Annotated in this window: 17 protein-coding genes and 2 riboswitches; of the genes, 9 read left to right on the forward strand and 8 right to left on the reverse strand. The window is 35.6% G+C overall.

Annotated features, from left to right (window positions below):
- Positions 1-62: 62 nt before the first annotated feature.
- Positions 63-203: riboswitch (SAM riboswitch) on the reverse strand.
- 71 nt (positions 204-274) lie between these two features.
- Positions 275-1,138, reverse strand: coding sequence for a carbon-nitrogen family hydrolase (locus ACQKNI_RS10220; RefSeq protein WP_141552081.1), 864 nt, complete (start codon positions 1,136-1,138; stop codon positions 275-277).
- Positions 1,139-1,152: 14 nt separating this feature from the next.
- Here ACQKNI_RS10220 and ACQKNI_RS10225 point away from each other — a divergent pair, with 14 nt between their 5' ends.
- The 6 genes from ACQKNI_RS10225 to ACQKNI_RS10250 all read left to right on the forward strand — a co-directional run bounded on the left by ACQKNI_RS10225 (position 1,153) and on the right by ACQKNI_RS10250 (position 6,162).
- Complete coding sequence (locus ACQKNI_RS10225) at positions 1,153-2,343, forward strand: pyridoxal phosphate-dependent aminotransferase (protein ID WP_098356852.1); 1,191 nt, start codon at positions 1,153-1,155, stop codon at positions 2,341-2,343.
- A gap of 52 nt (positions 2,344-2,395) precedes the next feature.
- Positions 2,396-2,501, forward strand: a riboswitch (SAM riboswitch).
- Between the two features lie 64 nt (positions 2,502-2,565).
- Positions 2,566-3,810: a 2,3-diketo-5-methylthiopentyl-1-phosphate enolase gene (mtnW, locus tag ACQKNI_RS10230; protein WP_427282355.1), complete on the forward strand. Its 1,245-nt coding sequence runs from the start codon at positions 2,566-2,568 to the stop codon at positions 3,808-3,810.
- Positions 3,807-4,466 carry a 2-hydroxy-3-keto-5-methylthiopentenyl-1-phosphate phosphatase gene (gene mtnX, locus ACQKNI_RS10235; RefSeq protein ID WP_427282356.1) on the forward strand — a complete coding sequence of 220 codons (660 nt, stop codon included), beginning with the start codon at positions 3,807-3,809 and terminating at the stop codon, positions 4,464-4,466. The genes mtnW and mtnX overlap by 4 nt, the downstream gene beginning before the upstream one ends.
- Positions 4,463-5,101: a methylthioribulose 1-phosphate dehydratase gene (locus tag ACQKNI_RS10240; RefSeq protein WP_088230272.1), complete on the forward strand. Its 639-nt coding sequence runs from the start codon at positions 4,463-4,465 to the stop codon at positions 5,099-5,101. Before mtnX ends, ACQKNI_RS10240 begins: the two co-directional genes overlap by 4 nt.
- On the forward strand, positions 5,079-5,591 hold the full coding sequence (locus tag ACQKNI_RS10245; protein ID WP_088230273.1) for a 1,2-dihydroxy-3-keto-5-methylthiopentene dioxygenase: 513 nt from the start codon (positions 5,079-5,081) through the stop codon (positions 5,589-5,591). The genes ACQKNI_RS10240 and ACQKNI_RS10245 overlap by 23 nt, the downstream gene beginning before the upstream one ends.
- Positions 5,592-5,886: 295 nt before the next feature.
- Positions 5,887-6,162 carry a hypothetical protein gene (locus tag ACQKNI_RS10250; RefSeq protein ID WP_088230274.1) on the forward strand — a complete coding sequence of 92 codons (276 nt, stop codon included), beginning with the start codon at positions 5,887-5,889 and terminating at the stop codon, positions 6,160-6,162.
- Positions 6,163-6,213: 51 nt separating this feature from the next.
- On the opposite strand, the gene ACQKNI_RS10255 is transcribed toward ACQKNI_RS10250, so the two are convergent.
- The 4 genes from ACQKNI_RS10255 to ACQKNI_RS10270 form a co-directional block, all read right to left on the reverse strand.
- Positions 6,214-6,546 (reverse strand): DUF3909 family protein, encoded by a 333-nt coding sequence (locus ACQKNI_RS10255; protein WP_088230275.1) that lies wholly within the window; start codon positions 6,544-6,546, stop codon positions 6,214-6,216.
- A gap of 5 nt (positions 6,547-6,551) precedes the next feature.
- Complete coding sequence (locus tag ACQKNI_RS10260; RefSeq protein ID WP_088230276.1) at positions 6,552-7,430, reverse strand: NAD(P)-dependent oxidoreductase; 879 nt, start codon at positions 7,428-7,430, stop codon at positions 6,552-6,554.
- 4 nt (positions 7,431-7,434) lie between these two features.
- Positions 7,435-8,571, reverse strand: coding sequence for a serine hydrolase domain-containing protein (locus ACQKNI_RS10265; protein ID WP_098356849.1), 1,137 nt, complete (start codon positions 8,569-8,571; stop codon positions 7,435-7,437).
- A gap of 90 nt (positions 8,572-8,661) precedes the next feature.
- Positions 8,662-9,954, reverse strand: coding sequence for a GGDEF domain-containing protein (locus ACQKNI_RS10270; protein ID WP_140417323.1), 1,293 nt, complete (start codon positions 9,952-9,954; stop codon positions 8,662-8,664).
- Between the two features lie 302 nt (positions 9,955-10,256).
- Between ACQKNI_RS10270 and ACQKNI_RS10275 the strand changes: the two genes are divergently transcribed.
- The 3 genes from ACQKNI_RS10275 to ACQKNI_RS10285 all read left to right on the forward strand — a co-directional run bounded on the left by ACQKNI_RS10275 (position 10,257) and on the right by ACQKNI_RS10285 (position 11,967).
- Positions 10,257-10,874, forward strand: coding sequence for a nitroreductase family protein (locus ACQKNI_RS10275; RefSeq protein WP_071713123.1), 618 nt, complete (start codon positions 10,257-10,259; stop codon positions 10,872-10,874).
- 328 nt (positions 10,875-11,202) lie between these two features.
- On the forward strand, positions 11,203-11,421 hold the full coding sequence (locus ACQKNI_RS10280) for a hypothetical protein (RefSeq protein ID WP_088230278.1): 219 nt from the start codon (positions 11,203-11,205) through the stop codon (positions 11,419-11,421).
- A gap of 192 nt (positions 11,422-11,613) precedes the next feature.
- Entirely contained in the window at positions 11,614-11,967 is a 354-nt protein-coding gene (locus tag ACQKNI_RS10285; RefSeq protein ID WP_088230279.1) for a DUF3915 domain-containing protein, read from the forward strand.
- A 96-nt stretch (positions 11,968-12,063) separates the two neighbouring features.
- Here ACQKNI_RS10285 and ptsP read toward each other — a convergent pair whose 3' ends face one another.
- From ptsP to ptsG, 3 genes are all read right to left on the reverse strand, one after another.
- Entirely contained in the window at positions 12,064-13,776 is a 1,713-nt protein-coding gene (ptsP, locus tag ACQKNI_RS10290; RefSeq protein ID WP_088230280.1) for a phosphoenolpyruvate--protein phosphotransferase, read from the reverse strand.
- Entirely contained in the window at positions 13,776-14,039 is a 264-nt protein-coding gene (ptsH, locus tag ACQKNI_RS10295; protein WP_000411079.1) for a phosphocarrier protein HPr, read from the reverse strand. The genes ptsP and ptsH overlap by 1 nt, the downstream gene beginning before the upstream one ends.
- A 135-nt stretch (positions 14,040-14,174) precedes the next feature.
- Positions 14,175-16,238: a PTS glucose transporter subunit IIABC gene (gene ptsG / locus ACQKNI_RS10300; protein ID WP_098253396.1), complete on the reverse strand. Its 2,064-nt coding sequence runs from the start codon at positions 16,236-16,238 to the stop codon at positions 14,175-14,177.
- Positions 16,239-16,400: the final 162 nt, after the last annotated feature.

The following is a 16,400-nucleotide window of genomic DNA, read 5'->3' on the forward strand; positions in this document are numbered from 1 at the left end:
TTTTTCTAGCATAAGAAAAACCTCTTTCCACTAAGAAAGAGGTTTGAAGTTTATCTTCTCCCCTCTTATCTGCCAGAAAGTTTACTTTCTGCTGGAATTAGCACCGTGCCTTTTGGCGTAATAAACGCCCCATTTCACAATGGTTTTACGGTCGGTTGCTGGGCTTCATCGGGCCAAATCCCTCCACCTGCTCTTGATAAGAGTTGTATAATTTTTCGAATTTTTAACTTTATGTTGAAGACTATACCAAGAATAAAAATCACTTGTCAACATTTTATTTGTATAATTCTGGACGACGATCTGCAAAAACTGGAATTCCTTTGCGTACTTCTTTAATTTTCTCGAATGTAAGCTTTCCAAATAAAATGGATTCCTCTTCATTTGCTTCTACAACAACTTCTCCCCAAGGATCGACAATTAAAGAATGACCGGCAAACTCATTATTCGGATCCTTTCCTGCCCTATTACATGCCACAACATAACACTGATTTTCAACCGCTCTTGCTTGCAGAAGCAAACGCCAATGCGCTAAACGGACTAATGGCCATTCTGCTACAACAAATAAAACTTTTGCACCTTTAGCAGTGTGAACGCGCATCCACTCCGGAAAACGAATGTCATAACAAATTATACCAGCGCACTCTACATCATCTATCTTAAATTCACCTGTACTATTTCCAGCGATTAAATATTTATGTTCATCCATAAGCTGAAATAAATGCACTTTACTATATTCATTGACTAGTTCTCCTTTATTAGTTACCACATACATTGTATTTGTAACACCTTGCTCTGTTTGCTTCGCTATAGAGCCACCGACAATATGTACACCATATTGCTTCGACCATTCTTTCAACTTTTCTTTCGTTTTCAATCCATCACTATCTGCGATTTCAGAAAGTCTCGTTAAATCATATCCTGTTGTCCATAGTTCTGGTAAGACGATAACATCTGGTCTTTCCTTCATCGCTTCACTAATTTTAGTTTTAGCGTTCTCAATATTTTTTTCTACATCTCCAAAGACAATATCCATTTGAATACATGCGACTTTCATTTTGTCAGCCCCATTCTTATTTTTTTCTTTACAAAATACTGGAAAGATTATATCATTTGTCACTAGAATTGTAACAACTTTCAAAAGAGGTGGAAAGTATGAAATTATTTCAACCTTCTGAGATAGTAACATCATTGCCAACACAATTTTTTGCTTCACTTGTTGCAAAAGTTAACAAAGTCGTTGCAGCTGGTCACGATGTTATTAATCTAGGTCAAGGTAATCCAGATCAACCAACACCGCAGCATATCGTAAAAGCTTTACAAGATGCTGCAGAAAAGACCATCCATCATAAATATCCGCCATTTCGCGGACACGAAAGCTTAAAAGAAGCCGTGGCAACATTCTATCAACGTGAATATGATGTAGTAGTAAATCCAAAAACTGAAGTTGCTATTTTGTTTGGTGGAAAGGCTGGATTAGTAGAATTACCAATGTGTTTTACAAACCCTGGTGATACTATTCTCGTTCCAGATCCAGGCTATCCAGATTATTTATCAGGAGTTGCTTTAGCAAAAGCGCAATTTGAAACAATGCCGCTTATTGCAGAAAATAAATTTTTACCAGATTATACGAAAATTGATGACTCTATTGCCAAGCAAGCCAAGCTAATGTTTTTAAACTATCCAAACAATCCTACTGGTGCTACTGCATCAAAAGATTTTTTTGATGAAACCATTCATTTTGCTAATAAGCATAATATATTAGTTGTTCATGATTTTGCTTACGGTGCTATTGGGTTTGATGGTCAAAAACCCGTTAGTTTCTTACAAGCAGACGGTGCCAAAGATACAGGAATTGAAATTTACACTTTATCGAAAACTTTCAATATGGCTGGATGGCGTATTGCTTTTGCAGTAGGAAATGAAAGTGTTATCGAAACAATTAACTTATTACAAGATCATATGTATGTTAGTATTTTTGGTGCAGTTCAAGATGCTGCTCGTGAAGCACTATTAAGCTCGCAGTCTTGTGTCGTAGAGCTTGTTAATAGTTATGAATCTCGGAGAAATGCTCTTATTTCAGCTTGTCACTCAATTGGTTGGAATGTAGACATTCCAACAGGATCATTCTTTGCATGGCTTCCTGTACCAGAAGGGTATACATCCGAGCAATTTGCTGATATTTTACTAGAAAAAGCACACGTTGCAGTTGCACCTGGTATCGGATTTGGTGAGCACGGCGAAGGTTACGTCCGTGTTGGTCTCTTGCATACAGAAGAACGATTACAAGAAGCCATTAATCGAATTGATAAATTGAATTTTTTCAAAAAGTCGTTGACAACATGAAAAATATCTGACAAAATTCAGTTATCTTAAAAATTTAAACATTTCTAAATACTTCTTATCAAGAGCAGGTGGAGGGACGAGCCCGACGAAACCCGGCAACCGATCTACAATCGTAGACACGGTGCTAATTCTCGCAGCATTACGCTGACAGATAAGGAGCTGGTTGTAAAAAAACCTCTCCTTAGCTGAGAGGTTTTTTTATTTAACTAGGAGGTTTTAACAATGAGCGGAATTATAGCGACGTATTTAATCCATGACGATTCACATAACTTAGAAAAAAAAGCTGAGCAAATTGCACTCGGTTTAACAATTGGCTCTTGGACTCATTTGCCACACTTATTGCAAGAACAATTAAAACAACATAAAGGCAATGTTATTCACATTGAGGAATTAGATGCGCAAGAACATATCAATTCGTATCTAGGTAAAACAGTAAAACGCGGGGTTATTAAAATCGAATACCCGTTATTAAATTTCAGTCCAGACTTACCAGCGATTTTAACAACTACATTCGGAAAGCTATCACTTGATGGTGAAGTGAAATTAATTGATTTGACTTTTTCAGAAGAGTTAAAAAAACATTTTCCTGGTCCACAGTTTGGTGTAGATGGCATTCGAAACCTTTTACAAGTATATGATCGTCCCCTTTTAATGAGCATTTTTAAAGGAATGATTGGACGAAATATTGGGTATTTAAAAACTCAGCTACGCGATCAAGCGATTGGTGGTGTAGATATTGTAAAAGATGATGAGATTTTATTTGAGAATGCTTTAACGCCACTTACGAAGCGCATTGTATCTGGAAAAGAAGTTTTACAATCCGTATACGAAACATACGGACACAAAACATTATATGCCGTAAATTTAACAGGGCGAACTTTCGATTTAAAAGAAAATGCGAGACGTGCCGTGCAAGCTGGGGCTAATATTCTATTATTTAACGCGTTTGCTTACGGACTAGATGTACTACAATCACTAGCAGAAGATGATGAAATCCCAGTTCCTATTATGGCACACCCTGCTGTAAGTGGTGCTTATTCAGCATCCAAGTTATATGGAGTTTCATCTCCATTATTACTCGGAAAGCTACTACGTTATGCTGGGGCTGACTTTTCATTATTCCCATCTCCATACGGTAGTGTTGCACTAGAAAAAGAGGAAGCTCTTACTATCTCAAAACATTTAACTGAAGACGATGCATTTTTCAAGAAGAGTTTTTCCGTTCCGTCTGCTGGTATTCACCCTGGTTTCGTTCCCTTTATCTTGCGAGATTTCGGTAAAGATGTTGTTATTAATGCAGGTGGCGGTATTCATGGACATCCGAACGGGGCACAGGGCGGTGGTAAAGCATTCCGTACTGCAATTGAAGCAACTTTGCAAAGTAAACCACTCCATGAAGTAGATGACATAAATTTGCGTAGTGCACTACAAATATGGGGAAATCCCTCACATGAGGTGAAATTATGAGTATTCAAGTGTTTTGTGATTTCGATGGTACGATTACAAATAACGATAATATCATGTCCATTATGGAAAAATTCGCACCACCAGAAGCCGAAGAAGTAAAGAATAGAATTTTATCACAAGAGCTATCTATTCAAGAAGGTGTTTCTCAATTATTTCAATTAATACCTACTAATCTGCACGATGATATTATTCAATTTTTAATAGAGACTGCTGAAATCCGTAGTGGTTTTCATGAATTTATACAATTTGTAAATGAAAATAATATTTCTTTTTACGTAATATCAGGCGGAATGGATTTCTTCGTCTATCCACTCTTACAAGGAATTATTCCAAAAGAGCAAATTTACTGTAATGAAACAGACTTTTCAAGTGAATACATTACCGTTAAGTGGCCTCATCCTTGTGATAATCATTGTCAAAACCATTGCGGATTATGTAAATCGTCACTAATCCGTAAATTAAGCGATACAAATGATTTTCACATTGTGATTGGAGATTCTATTACTGATTTACAAGCAGCGAAACAAGCCGATAAAGTGTTCGCTCGCGACTTCCTTATTACAAAGTGTGAAGAAAATCATATTGCTTATACACCCTTTGGAACATTTCACGATATTCTAGCTGAATTAAAACATTTGTTGGAGGTGAAATTATGAAACAACTTTTTCGTCAATGGTATGACTTAAGCGAGATTAAAAAAGAGTTAACAACACGAAATTGGTTTCCAGCAACAAGTGGGAATATTTCTATAAAAGTTAGTCATGAGCCACTTACTTTTCTTATTACCGCAAGCGGTAAAGATAAAACAAAAACTACTCCAGATGATTTTCTGTTAGTAGATCATCTAGGGGTTCCCGTATTAGATACCGAATTACGCCCTTCAGCAGAAACAATATTGCATACCCATATTTATAACAATACGAATGCCGGGTGCGTACTTCATGTTCATACAACTGATAACAATGTCATCACAAATTTATATGGTGATGCAGTCACACTTCAAAATCAAGAAATTATTAAAGCCCTTGATATTTGGGAAGAAGGTGCAACAATTCACATTCCTATTATCGAAAACCATGCCCATATCCCAACGCTCGGAGAAAATTTCCGAAAGCATATACAAGGAGATTCGGGAGCAGTATTAATCCGTAATCATGGTATTACCGTATGGGGCCGAGATAGCTTTGATGCAAAGAAAAGATTAGAAGCTTATGAGTTTTTATTCCAATTTCATATAAAACTATTATCAATTCAAGGAGGCGTTTCTAATGGCGCAAATTCGTATTCATGAAGTAAATACTCGCATTGAAAATGAGGTGGAAGTATCTAAATTTCTACAAGAGGAAGGCGTTTTATATGAGAAATGGAATATTTCTAAACTTCCTACTCATTTAAATGAAAATTATTCGTTAACAGATGAAAACAAAGCTGAAATATTAGCAGTGTTTTCAAAAGAAATTGCTGATGTTTCAGTGCGCCGAGGTTATAAAGCACATGATGTCATTTCACTTTCAAGTAGCACACCTAACCTTGACGAATTATTAATTAATTTCCAAAAAGAACACCATCATACTGATGATGAAGTTCGCTTTATCGTTAGTGGTCATGGCATCTTTGCTATTGAAGGCAAAAATGGAACATTCTTTGACGTTGAACTTGAGCCAGGCGATTTAATCTCTGTTCCTGAAAATGCAAGACATTATTTTACCTTGCAAGATGATCGTCAAGTTGTAGCTATTCGTATTTTTGTTACAACTGAAGGCTGGGTTCCAATCTATTAAGGTAGTTAGTTGAATAAAAGGACTTGGACCCCCTTTTCCAACCTTTTATTCACTCTACATATATACATCCTCCTATGGAACAGACTTATTTCATTTTCTGAAATAAGTCTGATTTTTTATTTACTCAAAAACTTCTTCTCTTCCTTTTCAAGGTGGAATTACCCTCTTCGTTTTTTTAACACTTTTCGAACATTTATTGAACTTTTTTTGAACTTTTTCTGAAAATTCTGTTTTACGTATGATATACTACAATTACTAATAACGAAAATAATATCGCAAACAGAGGGGGATAATGATGAGTTTACTTATCGCACTTATACTAGGGGTTTCATGCGGAGCTATTCCTGTTATTTTAGGAGCTATTATGGAAGAATTAGAAGTTGGCGTCTTAGGCTTTGTTGCATCTTGTGTAAGCGCTTTATTATTTGGTTTATTCGGCGCTATTCCTGTTTCAATTCTGTGTGCATTTTATATATTACGCCATGCTCGCAAAAAACAATTTGGTCCTAATCACCTCGCACAAGTTATTCCATTCCCGATTGAGCGATGCCGCCGGGCTTCTAACTTATAAGTATAAAAATTAAATATATCTAAATAAATAAAAGTCCTCAAATGAGGACTTTTATTTATTTTCTTCTAGAAATTGAAATAATTCTTGCAAATGAAGTACATCTTCACTATAGCTAACGGATACATGACATGTCCCTTCAATCTCAGCATGCATATAAAGGGCAATTCCATCCCGATCATATTTCAGTGCCAAATAAAACTCCATTTCCTCTAACATCTTTTTCGAAGTTCGAATCACATAATGCCCCTTCTCATCTCTTCCATATTCGAAACTTGGTTCAAAATCATATTTTTGTTTAAAGGCTTCTTTTTGCTTATCATTAATCTGTACACAAGTTGTTCGCTGTACGGCATCAATAATCTCATCAAACTTTTGAAGATCCATCTCATTTACCCCCTTATGTATTTTTTGTATAACACTTGTGTTCCACTATCCTCTTCTCCATCTTCCATTAACTCATCATACAATTCCTTCGCCAATCTTAAACCTGGTACCGGTAATTGTAATTTTTCAGCCTCATCTAAAGCAATCTTCATATCTTTCATAAAATGTTTCACATAAAATCCTGGTTCAAAATCTCCCTTTAACATGCGAGGAGCTAAATTACTTAATGACCAACTACCTGCTGCCCCCGTTGAAATACTCTCTAATACTTTATCTGGATTCAGTCCAGCCTTTTTCGCATAAGCAACAGCTTCACATACTCCTATCATATTGGAAGCAATCGCAATTTGATTACACATTTTTGTATGTTGTCCACTACCAGCTGGCCCTTGCAACTGAATATTTGTTCCTAGTTTTTCAAATAACGGTAAACATCTATCATATATTTCTTTCTCTCCACCGACCATAATTGCGAGTCTAGCTTCTTTCGCACCAACATCTCCCCCAGATACAGGTGCATCCAGTGTATATACATTCTTTCTTTTACCAACTTCATTAATACGTTTTGCCAATGTTGGAGTAGATGTTGTAAAATCAATTGCTATTGTGCCTTCATTTGCATTCTCTAAAATTCCATCTATTCCAAAGTATACTTCTTCTACATCATGCGGATATCCAACCATAGTCATTACAACATCAACTTGCTTCACTAATTCTTTCGGTGTATCACACCAATTAGCACCATCTTGCACTAAAGAATCTGCCTTCGCTTTCGTCCTATTATATACATATACTTTATGACCCTCTTGCATTAAATGATGAACCATACTTTTTCCCATTACACCAATACCGATGAAACCAATTGATAAAATTTTGTTTTCCATATTCTTATCCCCTTTGTTCTAATAAATCACTTACCATCTTTCGGAACTCTTTATTAAAATCATCATCCATACTATTTTTCACATTTGAAAATAAAATAACAAAAATCCCTTTGTCTTTATTAAAATTATTGAAAGTATTCCAGCCAGATAGTACACCATGATTATGAAAATAATCCGGATATATATAAAAGCTAAATGCATATTTCCGTTCTGCTGGAGGTGAAAACATCGCTTGTATACTTTGTTCAGAAAGAAGTTTCCCATTTATAATTGCTTCATCTAACTTCTTCATATCTCCAACTGTCGTATACATCTCACCGCAACCATATAACCAATCCATTGATAATTTTTGTGCAGATTCAAGTACATTATCTTTCTTTACGTAACCTTTAGTAAAATGCTGATCTCCTGGGGTCATATTTCCCATACCAGATTCGTGCATTTCTGCTTTCGTAAATATATTTTCTTTTACGTAATCCCCTAAAGTTTTTTTTGATACGCTTTCTATAATATAGGCAAGCACCATATAATTATAATCTGTATATCTCCAACCTGCCCCTGGTTGAAACTCTAATTTTTGACTTCCAATCCAATTTACTAAGTTTATACGAGAAGCAACATTCACTTTTCCTTCCCCTTTTTCTGGTAAACCTGATGTGTGCGTTAACAAATGATATAAAGTGATATTTTTATCTGCTGGAAAAGAAGGAATATATTTGTTTACATTATCTTGAATATTTAACTTCCCTTGTTCCTGCAACTGTAAAATAGATGTAGCAACAACTGTTTTCGTAATAGAACCGATACGATATTTTGTTTGAGGCGTATTCTCTATTTTATTTTGAACATCAGCATATCCATATCCTTTATTCAATATAACATGCTCTTTATCAGTTACTAAAACTGTTCCATTAAATTGCTTTCCTATTAAATATTGATCTAATTTTTGAGATATACTAGCATAATCAATTTGTTGCTCTTCTTTTTCTTCTATATTCTCTTGTACTTCTGATTCAATAGTAGGATTCGCCTTAGTTGTTAATACAGTTCTTTCCTTTATATTAGGATTATAGAGAAAATAGTATACTCCACCGCATACTACAGCAAACAGTGCAGCCATTATTATTATTTTTTTTATCATATTGTTCCTCCATAATTCCTTCGTTCAAAGTGCCCCCCATATTCTATTATCAAAGAATAAAAAAAAATCGCAACAATTTGTTGCGAAAAATTACATTTTTTCTTTTCTATACACGCATACTTGATTTTTCCCATTTTTTTTCGCTTCATATAATGCAATATCTGCTCTTTGCATTAACTCTTCTTTTGTAATCCCTTTTTCATATAACGCAACTCCAAAACTCGCTGTTAATTTCGAAATTCCAGAGAATTGCTTTGTTTCAATAAAAAATCGTAGTGACTCCGCAACTTGAAATGCTTCTTTCTCTACTGTATTTGTCACTAATATAATAAATTCTTCGCCACCCCACCTTGCAAATACATGTTGCTGTTCCACTTTAGATTTCATAAGCTCGGCGAGTTGCACTAGCGCTAAGTCACCAAAATCATGGCCATACGTGTCATTTACTTTTTTAAAATTATCTATATCAAATAAAATAAGTGCTATTTTTTCATCGTTTCGTATTACATTGTCCCACTCTACCTCTAGTATTTGTTGGAACTTCAAACGATTATAAATCTCTGTCAATGAATCTATCATAGCAAGCCTCTCTTGCTCTTGATAGATTTCATCTAATTCTGTAATCTCTGTACACTTTACAATAAATCTCGATAAATCTTCTGGCAATGGTGTCGCACGCAATAAAAAAGTTGATACACTTCCTTCATAATTGGACATCTTAATTCTTCTATCATATGATAATGTATCATCTAACCATGTTATATCATGAGTCGTCGAATAGTATCCATTTTCTCTAATAAAATGTTCAGCAAATACTAAATGTTGCTCACGATAAGCAAACAAATTTTCATATCCGAAAAACGCTAAAAAATTCGTATTACAATCAACAATCTCATCATCTTCTACTATAAATAATAGGTCATTTTGAAAATCAAACATCGTTTGAAGTAGTTCTTGTTGCAAACTTACTTGCCGTACTAAAGAAAGTTGATACAAACTCTTATTTACTTCCTCTAGCACCCCTTGTGGAGTTACGGGAGCTATCACAATGTTACGTATTCCTAACGTAAGAACCTCTGCAAACTCACTTGTTATCTGTTGATCCCAAATGACAATGAATGTACTATGTGGATTATACATATTCTTTATATATTTTATTTGAGAAAAATCTGTTACATACATAATTACAATATGCGGCTTAGTCTTATGAAACAATTGTTCTCCTTCTTCAAAACTATTTGCTATAAACATACATTTTGGATGGATATTTTCTATCGTTTGTTGATGTGTGCACCCATTTTCTATATAAAGGACATTTAACTGAAGATCTTGTAATACATTTTGGAAAACCGTATTCTCTAATAAAAAATGTAGTATGTTCATCACTAGTCTTCACTCACTTCATATATCTTGTTCTACTGCATTCCTCACAAACATTTTATAATACCAAAATATTAATTAATGAGGGATACACGTTAACAAGCTAATTGAGAATGTTCTCTTTTCTTTTTTGGCTCTACAAATTCCTTTTTTAGTGTATGATTATTGGAATTGTATCGTTTGTATGAATGCCCTAGCTTACTCTTTAAAACTTGACAATTAAAATACAGATATTATATTCTTAAGTTCGATAACTTACAAAATGTAAGTAGAATATATTTGATATATAATTCGGAGGATATATAATGACAAACGACAACTTTTTTAACGTTCTATATGAACGCACATCTACACGTGCATTCAACCCTGAAAAAGAAATTTCATCTTCAGAGTTACACGAAATTTTAAAAGCAGCTGCCCAAGCACCTTCTGCTTGGAATTTACAACACTGGAAATTCCTCGTTTTCCAAGGCGAAGATGTACAAAAACGATTGCACCCAGTTGCTTATAACCAACAACAAATTCTTGATGCTTCTGCAGTAGTTGCCATTTTAGGTGATTTAGAAGCTTATAAAAATGTTGAACCAGTATATGGTCCAATTGTAGAACAAGGATTTATGAAAGAAGAAGCAAAAGAACGTTTAGCTAATAATATTGAATCTGCATATGCTCGTGAACAATTCCCAAGAGATGCTGCCTTTTCAAACGCATCTTTAGCAGCAATGCAACTTATGCTTGCAGCTAAAGCAACTGGCTGGGATACTTGTGCTATTGGTGGTTTCAATCCTCAAGCACTTACAGAAGAATTCAATGTTTCATCTCGATACGTACCAATTATGCTTATTACAATTGGTGAATCCACTTTAAAAGGCCATCCTGCACCACGAATGAGCGTAGAACAAGTGAGTGAATGGGCGAAATAATAAATCAGTGGGGGTTTACGGGCCGTTATCTCCCATCCTTCCTCGCATTCGCCGAATTTTGAGGTGGGAGTCTTATTGCCCGCAAATAGCGGCATAAAAAACGAAGGTAATTTCATTACCTTCGTTTTTTATTTTCTGTTACACATCCGTAATATTACAATGTATTATTCGACATCTATACATAGAGAAACGATAAGTTTCATACTATTCTTATAAACAAAAATGACGTTTCATGTCGAAATTTGTTAAACCTCCGAAATATAACCGTGTATTTTTGTTACAATTGTGATACAATGATAACAAATAGATAACAAGAGAGGGATTTTCATTGAGTTCATACGGAAGCTTTATCGCACTTTTAAGTTACATAGTGACTGTACTACTTCTTTATTTCATTGGCGATGCTGCAAACATATCAGTGTTACAATTCCCAAAAGAACAAGCATTCCAATTCGAAGCAGAAAAACATACTGTACGATCCATTGCACCACTACTGTTAGCTCTTCCTGTATATATCATCGTTTTATATAAAAGCAAAAAAGTGTAAAGACTAATTCATTCATTTCGGTGGTCTTTACACTTTTTTGTGATATTTCCCCTATTTTAAACATCATTCCGTACTAAATACCCAGCTAGTCTTTTAAAATGAGAAAATACCCCAGAAAAAATTCCACTCGCTGTCCAGTCACTAACTACCGAACTTACATAGATTATAAGTGTGAAGGGGGTGATGAGGATTATGTTTGGATCATTTGGATGCTGTGATAACTTTAGAGAATGTCATCATCATGAAAGAGAGCGCGACCATCGTGAGAAAGAAAAAGAGGTTAAACCACAACAACCAGCTGTATGTAACGTACTTGCTAGCATTTCAGTTGGAACAGAGCTTTCTCTTTTAAGCATTAGAGGTAACGGTACTTTCAATAATGTTATTTTTGAAGGTTTCGCTAACGGTGTTGCTCTTTTCTCTGCTTTAGCTCGTAATAACAATAACAAAGATAACAATAAAGACGATAAGAACAATCAAAACCAAAATACTTTTACTGGTATTTTACGTGTATGCCCAACTGATATCGTTGCTATCGCTATCTAATTCTGTTCCTTATCCTCTATAGTAAGAAAATAAGATTTACTTTTCTCATAGAAAAAACCTGAGACCGATTTCAAATCGACTCAGGTTTTTTTATGATTATATACTTTTAACTAGTTCAACAACTTCTTCAGCAGTTGACATTGTTAATGCTTTTTCTGCTAATGTTTCCATTTCTGCTTTTGACAACTTGCTTAGTTGTGTTCTTGCAGGAAGGATAGATGTTGCACTCATACTGAACTCATCTAAACCTAATCCTAATAATAATGGGATAGCAAGTGAATCTCCCGCCATCTCTCCACACATACCAGCCCATTTGCCCTCATTATGAGCAGCATCGATAACCATTTTTACAAGACGTAAAATAGATGGGTTATATGGTTGGTATAAGTAAGATACTTGTTCGTTCATACGGTCTGCAGCCATTGTGTATTGGATTAAGTCATTCGTTCCGATAGAGAAGAAATCAACTTCTTTTGCGAATTGATCTGCTAATACTGCTGAAGCTGGGATTTCAACCATCATACCAACTTCTATAGAATCAGAAACAGTAGTACCCGCTTCTACAAGTTTTGCTTTCTCTTCTAATAAGATTGCTTTTGCTTGACGGAACTCATCAAGAGTTGCAATCATTGGGAACATAATTTTTAAGTTACCGTATACGCTGGCACGAAGTAATGCACGAAGTTGTGTACGGAACACATCTTGCTCATCAAGACATAGGCGAATTGCACGGTATCCTAAGAATGGGTTCATTTCTTTTGGTAAATGTAAGTATGGAAGCTCTTTATCTCCACCGATGTCAAGTGTACGAACAACGACTGGTTGACCTTCTTTTACACCTTCAAGAACTGCTTTATACGCTTCGAACTGCTCTTCTTCTGTTGGAAGATTGTCACGGCCCATGTATAAGAATTCTGTACGGTATAAACCAACGCCTTCTCCGCCATTATCGATAATACCTTGTACATCATTTGGTGTTCCGATGTTAGCAACAAGCTCAACGTGATGTCCGTCACTTGTTACAGTAGCTTGGTCTTTTAATTTTGCCCATTCAGCTTTTTGCTCTTCAAATTTCGCTTTCTTTTCTTCAAAAGAACGAAGAGTTTCTTCAGATGGGTTTACAATTACTTCTCCATCTAAACCATCAATGATAACGATATCACCGTTTTGGATTTTTTCCATAACAACTTTCGTACCAACAACAGCTGGAATTTCCATAGAACGAGCCATAATTGCAGAGTGAGATGTACGTCCGCCGATATCAGTAGTGAAACCTTTTGCATACTTACGGTTTAACTGAGCTGTATCAGATGGTGTTAAATCTTCAGCAATGATGATTACTTCTTCAGAAATTGTACCAGGATTTGAGAAGTTAATTCCTAGTAAATGTGCAAGAACGCGTTTCGTTACGTCACGAATATCCGCAGCACGTTCTTTCATATATTCATTATCCATGTTTTCAAACATAGAAATAAACATTGATGCAACTTCATCCATTGCAAATTCAGCATTTACTTTTTCACTATTTACTTTATCTTTCACTGGGTTTACTAGTTCTGGATCATTTAACACTAATAAATGTGCTTCAAAGATCGCAGCTTTATCAGCACCTAGCTCAGCAAAAGCGTGGTCTTTAATAGCTTCTAATTCAGTTTTTGCTTTCTCAAGCGCAGCGTCTAAGCGTGCAATTTCTGCCGCTTCGTTTGTAATTGATTTTTTTTCAATGTTAAATTCAGGATTCTCAAGTCTGAAAGCCTTTGCAATCGCAATCCCACTTGATGCAGCGATCCCTTGAATGTTAAGAGTCATTATTCTCCTAATCCTTCGTTTTTCATAGTTTCTTCGATAGCTGCTAGTGCTTGAGCTGCATCATCACCATTTGCAGTGATTTTAATTTCTGCGCCTTGTTGAATACCTAAAGACATAACGCCCATGATTGATTTTAAGTTAACGTTTTTTCCGTTATACTCTAAGTTAATGTCAGAACCAAATTTGCTTGCAGTGTTTACAAGTAGAGTTGCTGGACGAGCATGAATTCCTGAGTCGCTAGTTACTTTAAAGATTTTTTCCATGATAATTTATCTCCTTTAAATTACAGTATTTTTTAGTTGTATAGACGTTAGTACTACACCATCTATTGTATATAATAGGCGATGTTCGGTCAACCACATCGCCTATTATAATTATAAACATTTTGCGTCAAATTCCTACTGAATGTCAATAATAGCGTTTTCGCCCTTCTTAACATTTCCATCTTTTTTCAATTCGACTTGTTGTCCTTGTTGTAAGTTTGTAAATACAATTGGTGTAATGATAGATGGTGCATTTTCTTTTACAAATGCAAGATCTACTTTTAATAATGGTTGTCCTTGTTTCACCTTGTCGCCTTGTGCTACAAGTGCATCAAATCCTTCACCATTTAATTTTACAGTATCAATACCGAAGTGGATTAAAATTTCTTTTCCGCCTTCAGATTGAATGCCAATCGCATGCTTTGTAGGGAATACATTGACAATCTCACCGTTAACTGGAGAAACTACTGTTCCTTCAGTTGGCTCAATTGCAAATCCGTCTCCCATCATTTTTCCTGAGAATACTTGGTCAGGTACTTCTGTAATTGGTAAGATTTTTCCTTCAATTGGTGAAACGATTGTTTCATTTTCATCAACTTTTTGAGGAGTTTCTTCTACCTTTACAGGCGCTTCTTTTTCTACGTGAGGCGTACGGCCTGACATAATATCATGAATTTGTGATTTTAATGTGTCAGATTTCGGTCCGAAGATTGCTTGAATGTTATTTCCAACTTCAAGTACACCAGCTGCACCAAGTTCTTTTAAACGATCTTTGTTTACATTTTTTTGTTCGTTAACTTGAACACGTAAACGAGTAATACAAGCATCTAATGATGCAATGTTTTCTTTACCACCAAGTGCTACTAATACTTCACGAGGAAGTTCACCTGCTTCTGCTTTTCCCCCGCCGTCATTCGCATTTGCTACTTCACGACCAGGTGTTTTTAAATCCCATTTACGGATTGCAAAGCGGAATCCGAAGTAGTAAATCACTGCTAGTACAAGACCAACAATAATTACCCACCACCATGCTGTACGGCCTGGTAATACACCGAATAACATAAAGTCAATTAAACCACCAGAGAATGTCATACCAATTTTAACACCTAAAATTTGCATTGTCATAAATGATAGACCAGCAAATACAGCGTGAATTCCGAATAATACTGGCGCTACGAATAAGAATGAAAATTCAAGTGGTTCTGTAATACCTGTTAAGAAAGATGTTAATGCAGCAGATCCTAAAATACCAGCTGCTAATTTTTTATTTTCTGGACGTGCTTCATGGTACATCGCTAATGCTGCCGCTGGAAGACCGAACATCATGAACGGATACTTACCAGTTGTAAATGTACCTGCTGTTAATTCTACACCGTCTTTTAATTGAGCCATAAAGATTTTTTGGTCACCACGGATTAATTCGCCAGCTGCATTTGTATACTGACCGAATTCGAACCAGAATGGTGAATAGAAAATGTGGTGTAGTCCGAATGGAATTAATGAACGTTCAATTAAACCGAAAATAAATGCTGCTAACGTTCTATTTGCATCAATCATTTGATGTGAGAACGTATTTAAGCCACCTTGAATGTATGGCCAAACGAAACACATGATAATACCGACTACTAATGAGAATGTTGCAGTTGCGATCGGTACGAAACGCTTACCTGCAAAGAAACCTAAGTATGATGGTAATTCAATATTGAAATATTTATTATAGCAGTACGCCGCTACTATACCGATGATAATACCACCAAATACTCCCGTTTGTAGTGTTGGAATTCCTAATACATTGGCATATGCAGGATCTGCAAATCCAATTTTCACTGGATCTGCTCCAGAACTTGTTACTTTCACTAGCTTATCTACTTCTAAGAACACACTCATCGTTTTGTTCATAATTAAGTAACCGACGAACGCTGCTAAACCAGCTACTCCGTCTCCACCAGCTAAACCGATTGCTACCCCAACTGCGAATAATAATGCAAGGTTAGCGAAAATAATATCACCAGATTGTTCCATAATTTTAGCAACCATTACGAACCAATCTGCTTTTAAAGCAGGAATAACATTTGTTAACTGTGGATTTTGAAACGCATTACCAAATCCAAGTAAAATACCTGCTGCCGGTAAAATCGCTACTGGAAGCATTAGCGCTTTTCCGACTTTTTGAAGAACACCAAAGATCTTCTTAAACATGGAAACCCTTCCTCTCTTATCTATATTGATACTTTTCGACAAACGCCAAAAAGGCATGAGGAAAAAAAGATAGAACGATAGCTATACAAAGGGTAGTATATCCCTTTCTGTAGCTTACATTCCTTGCTTTTCTCCACTCATGCCTGATCGAATCAGTAACAC

This window comes from Bacillus sp. NPDC094064, assembly GCF_050279585.1.
GTDB lineage: Bacteria > Bacillota > Bacilli > Bacillales > Bacillaceae_G > Bacillus_A.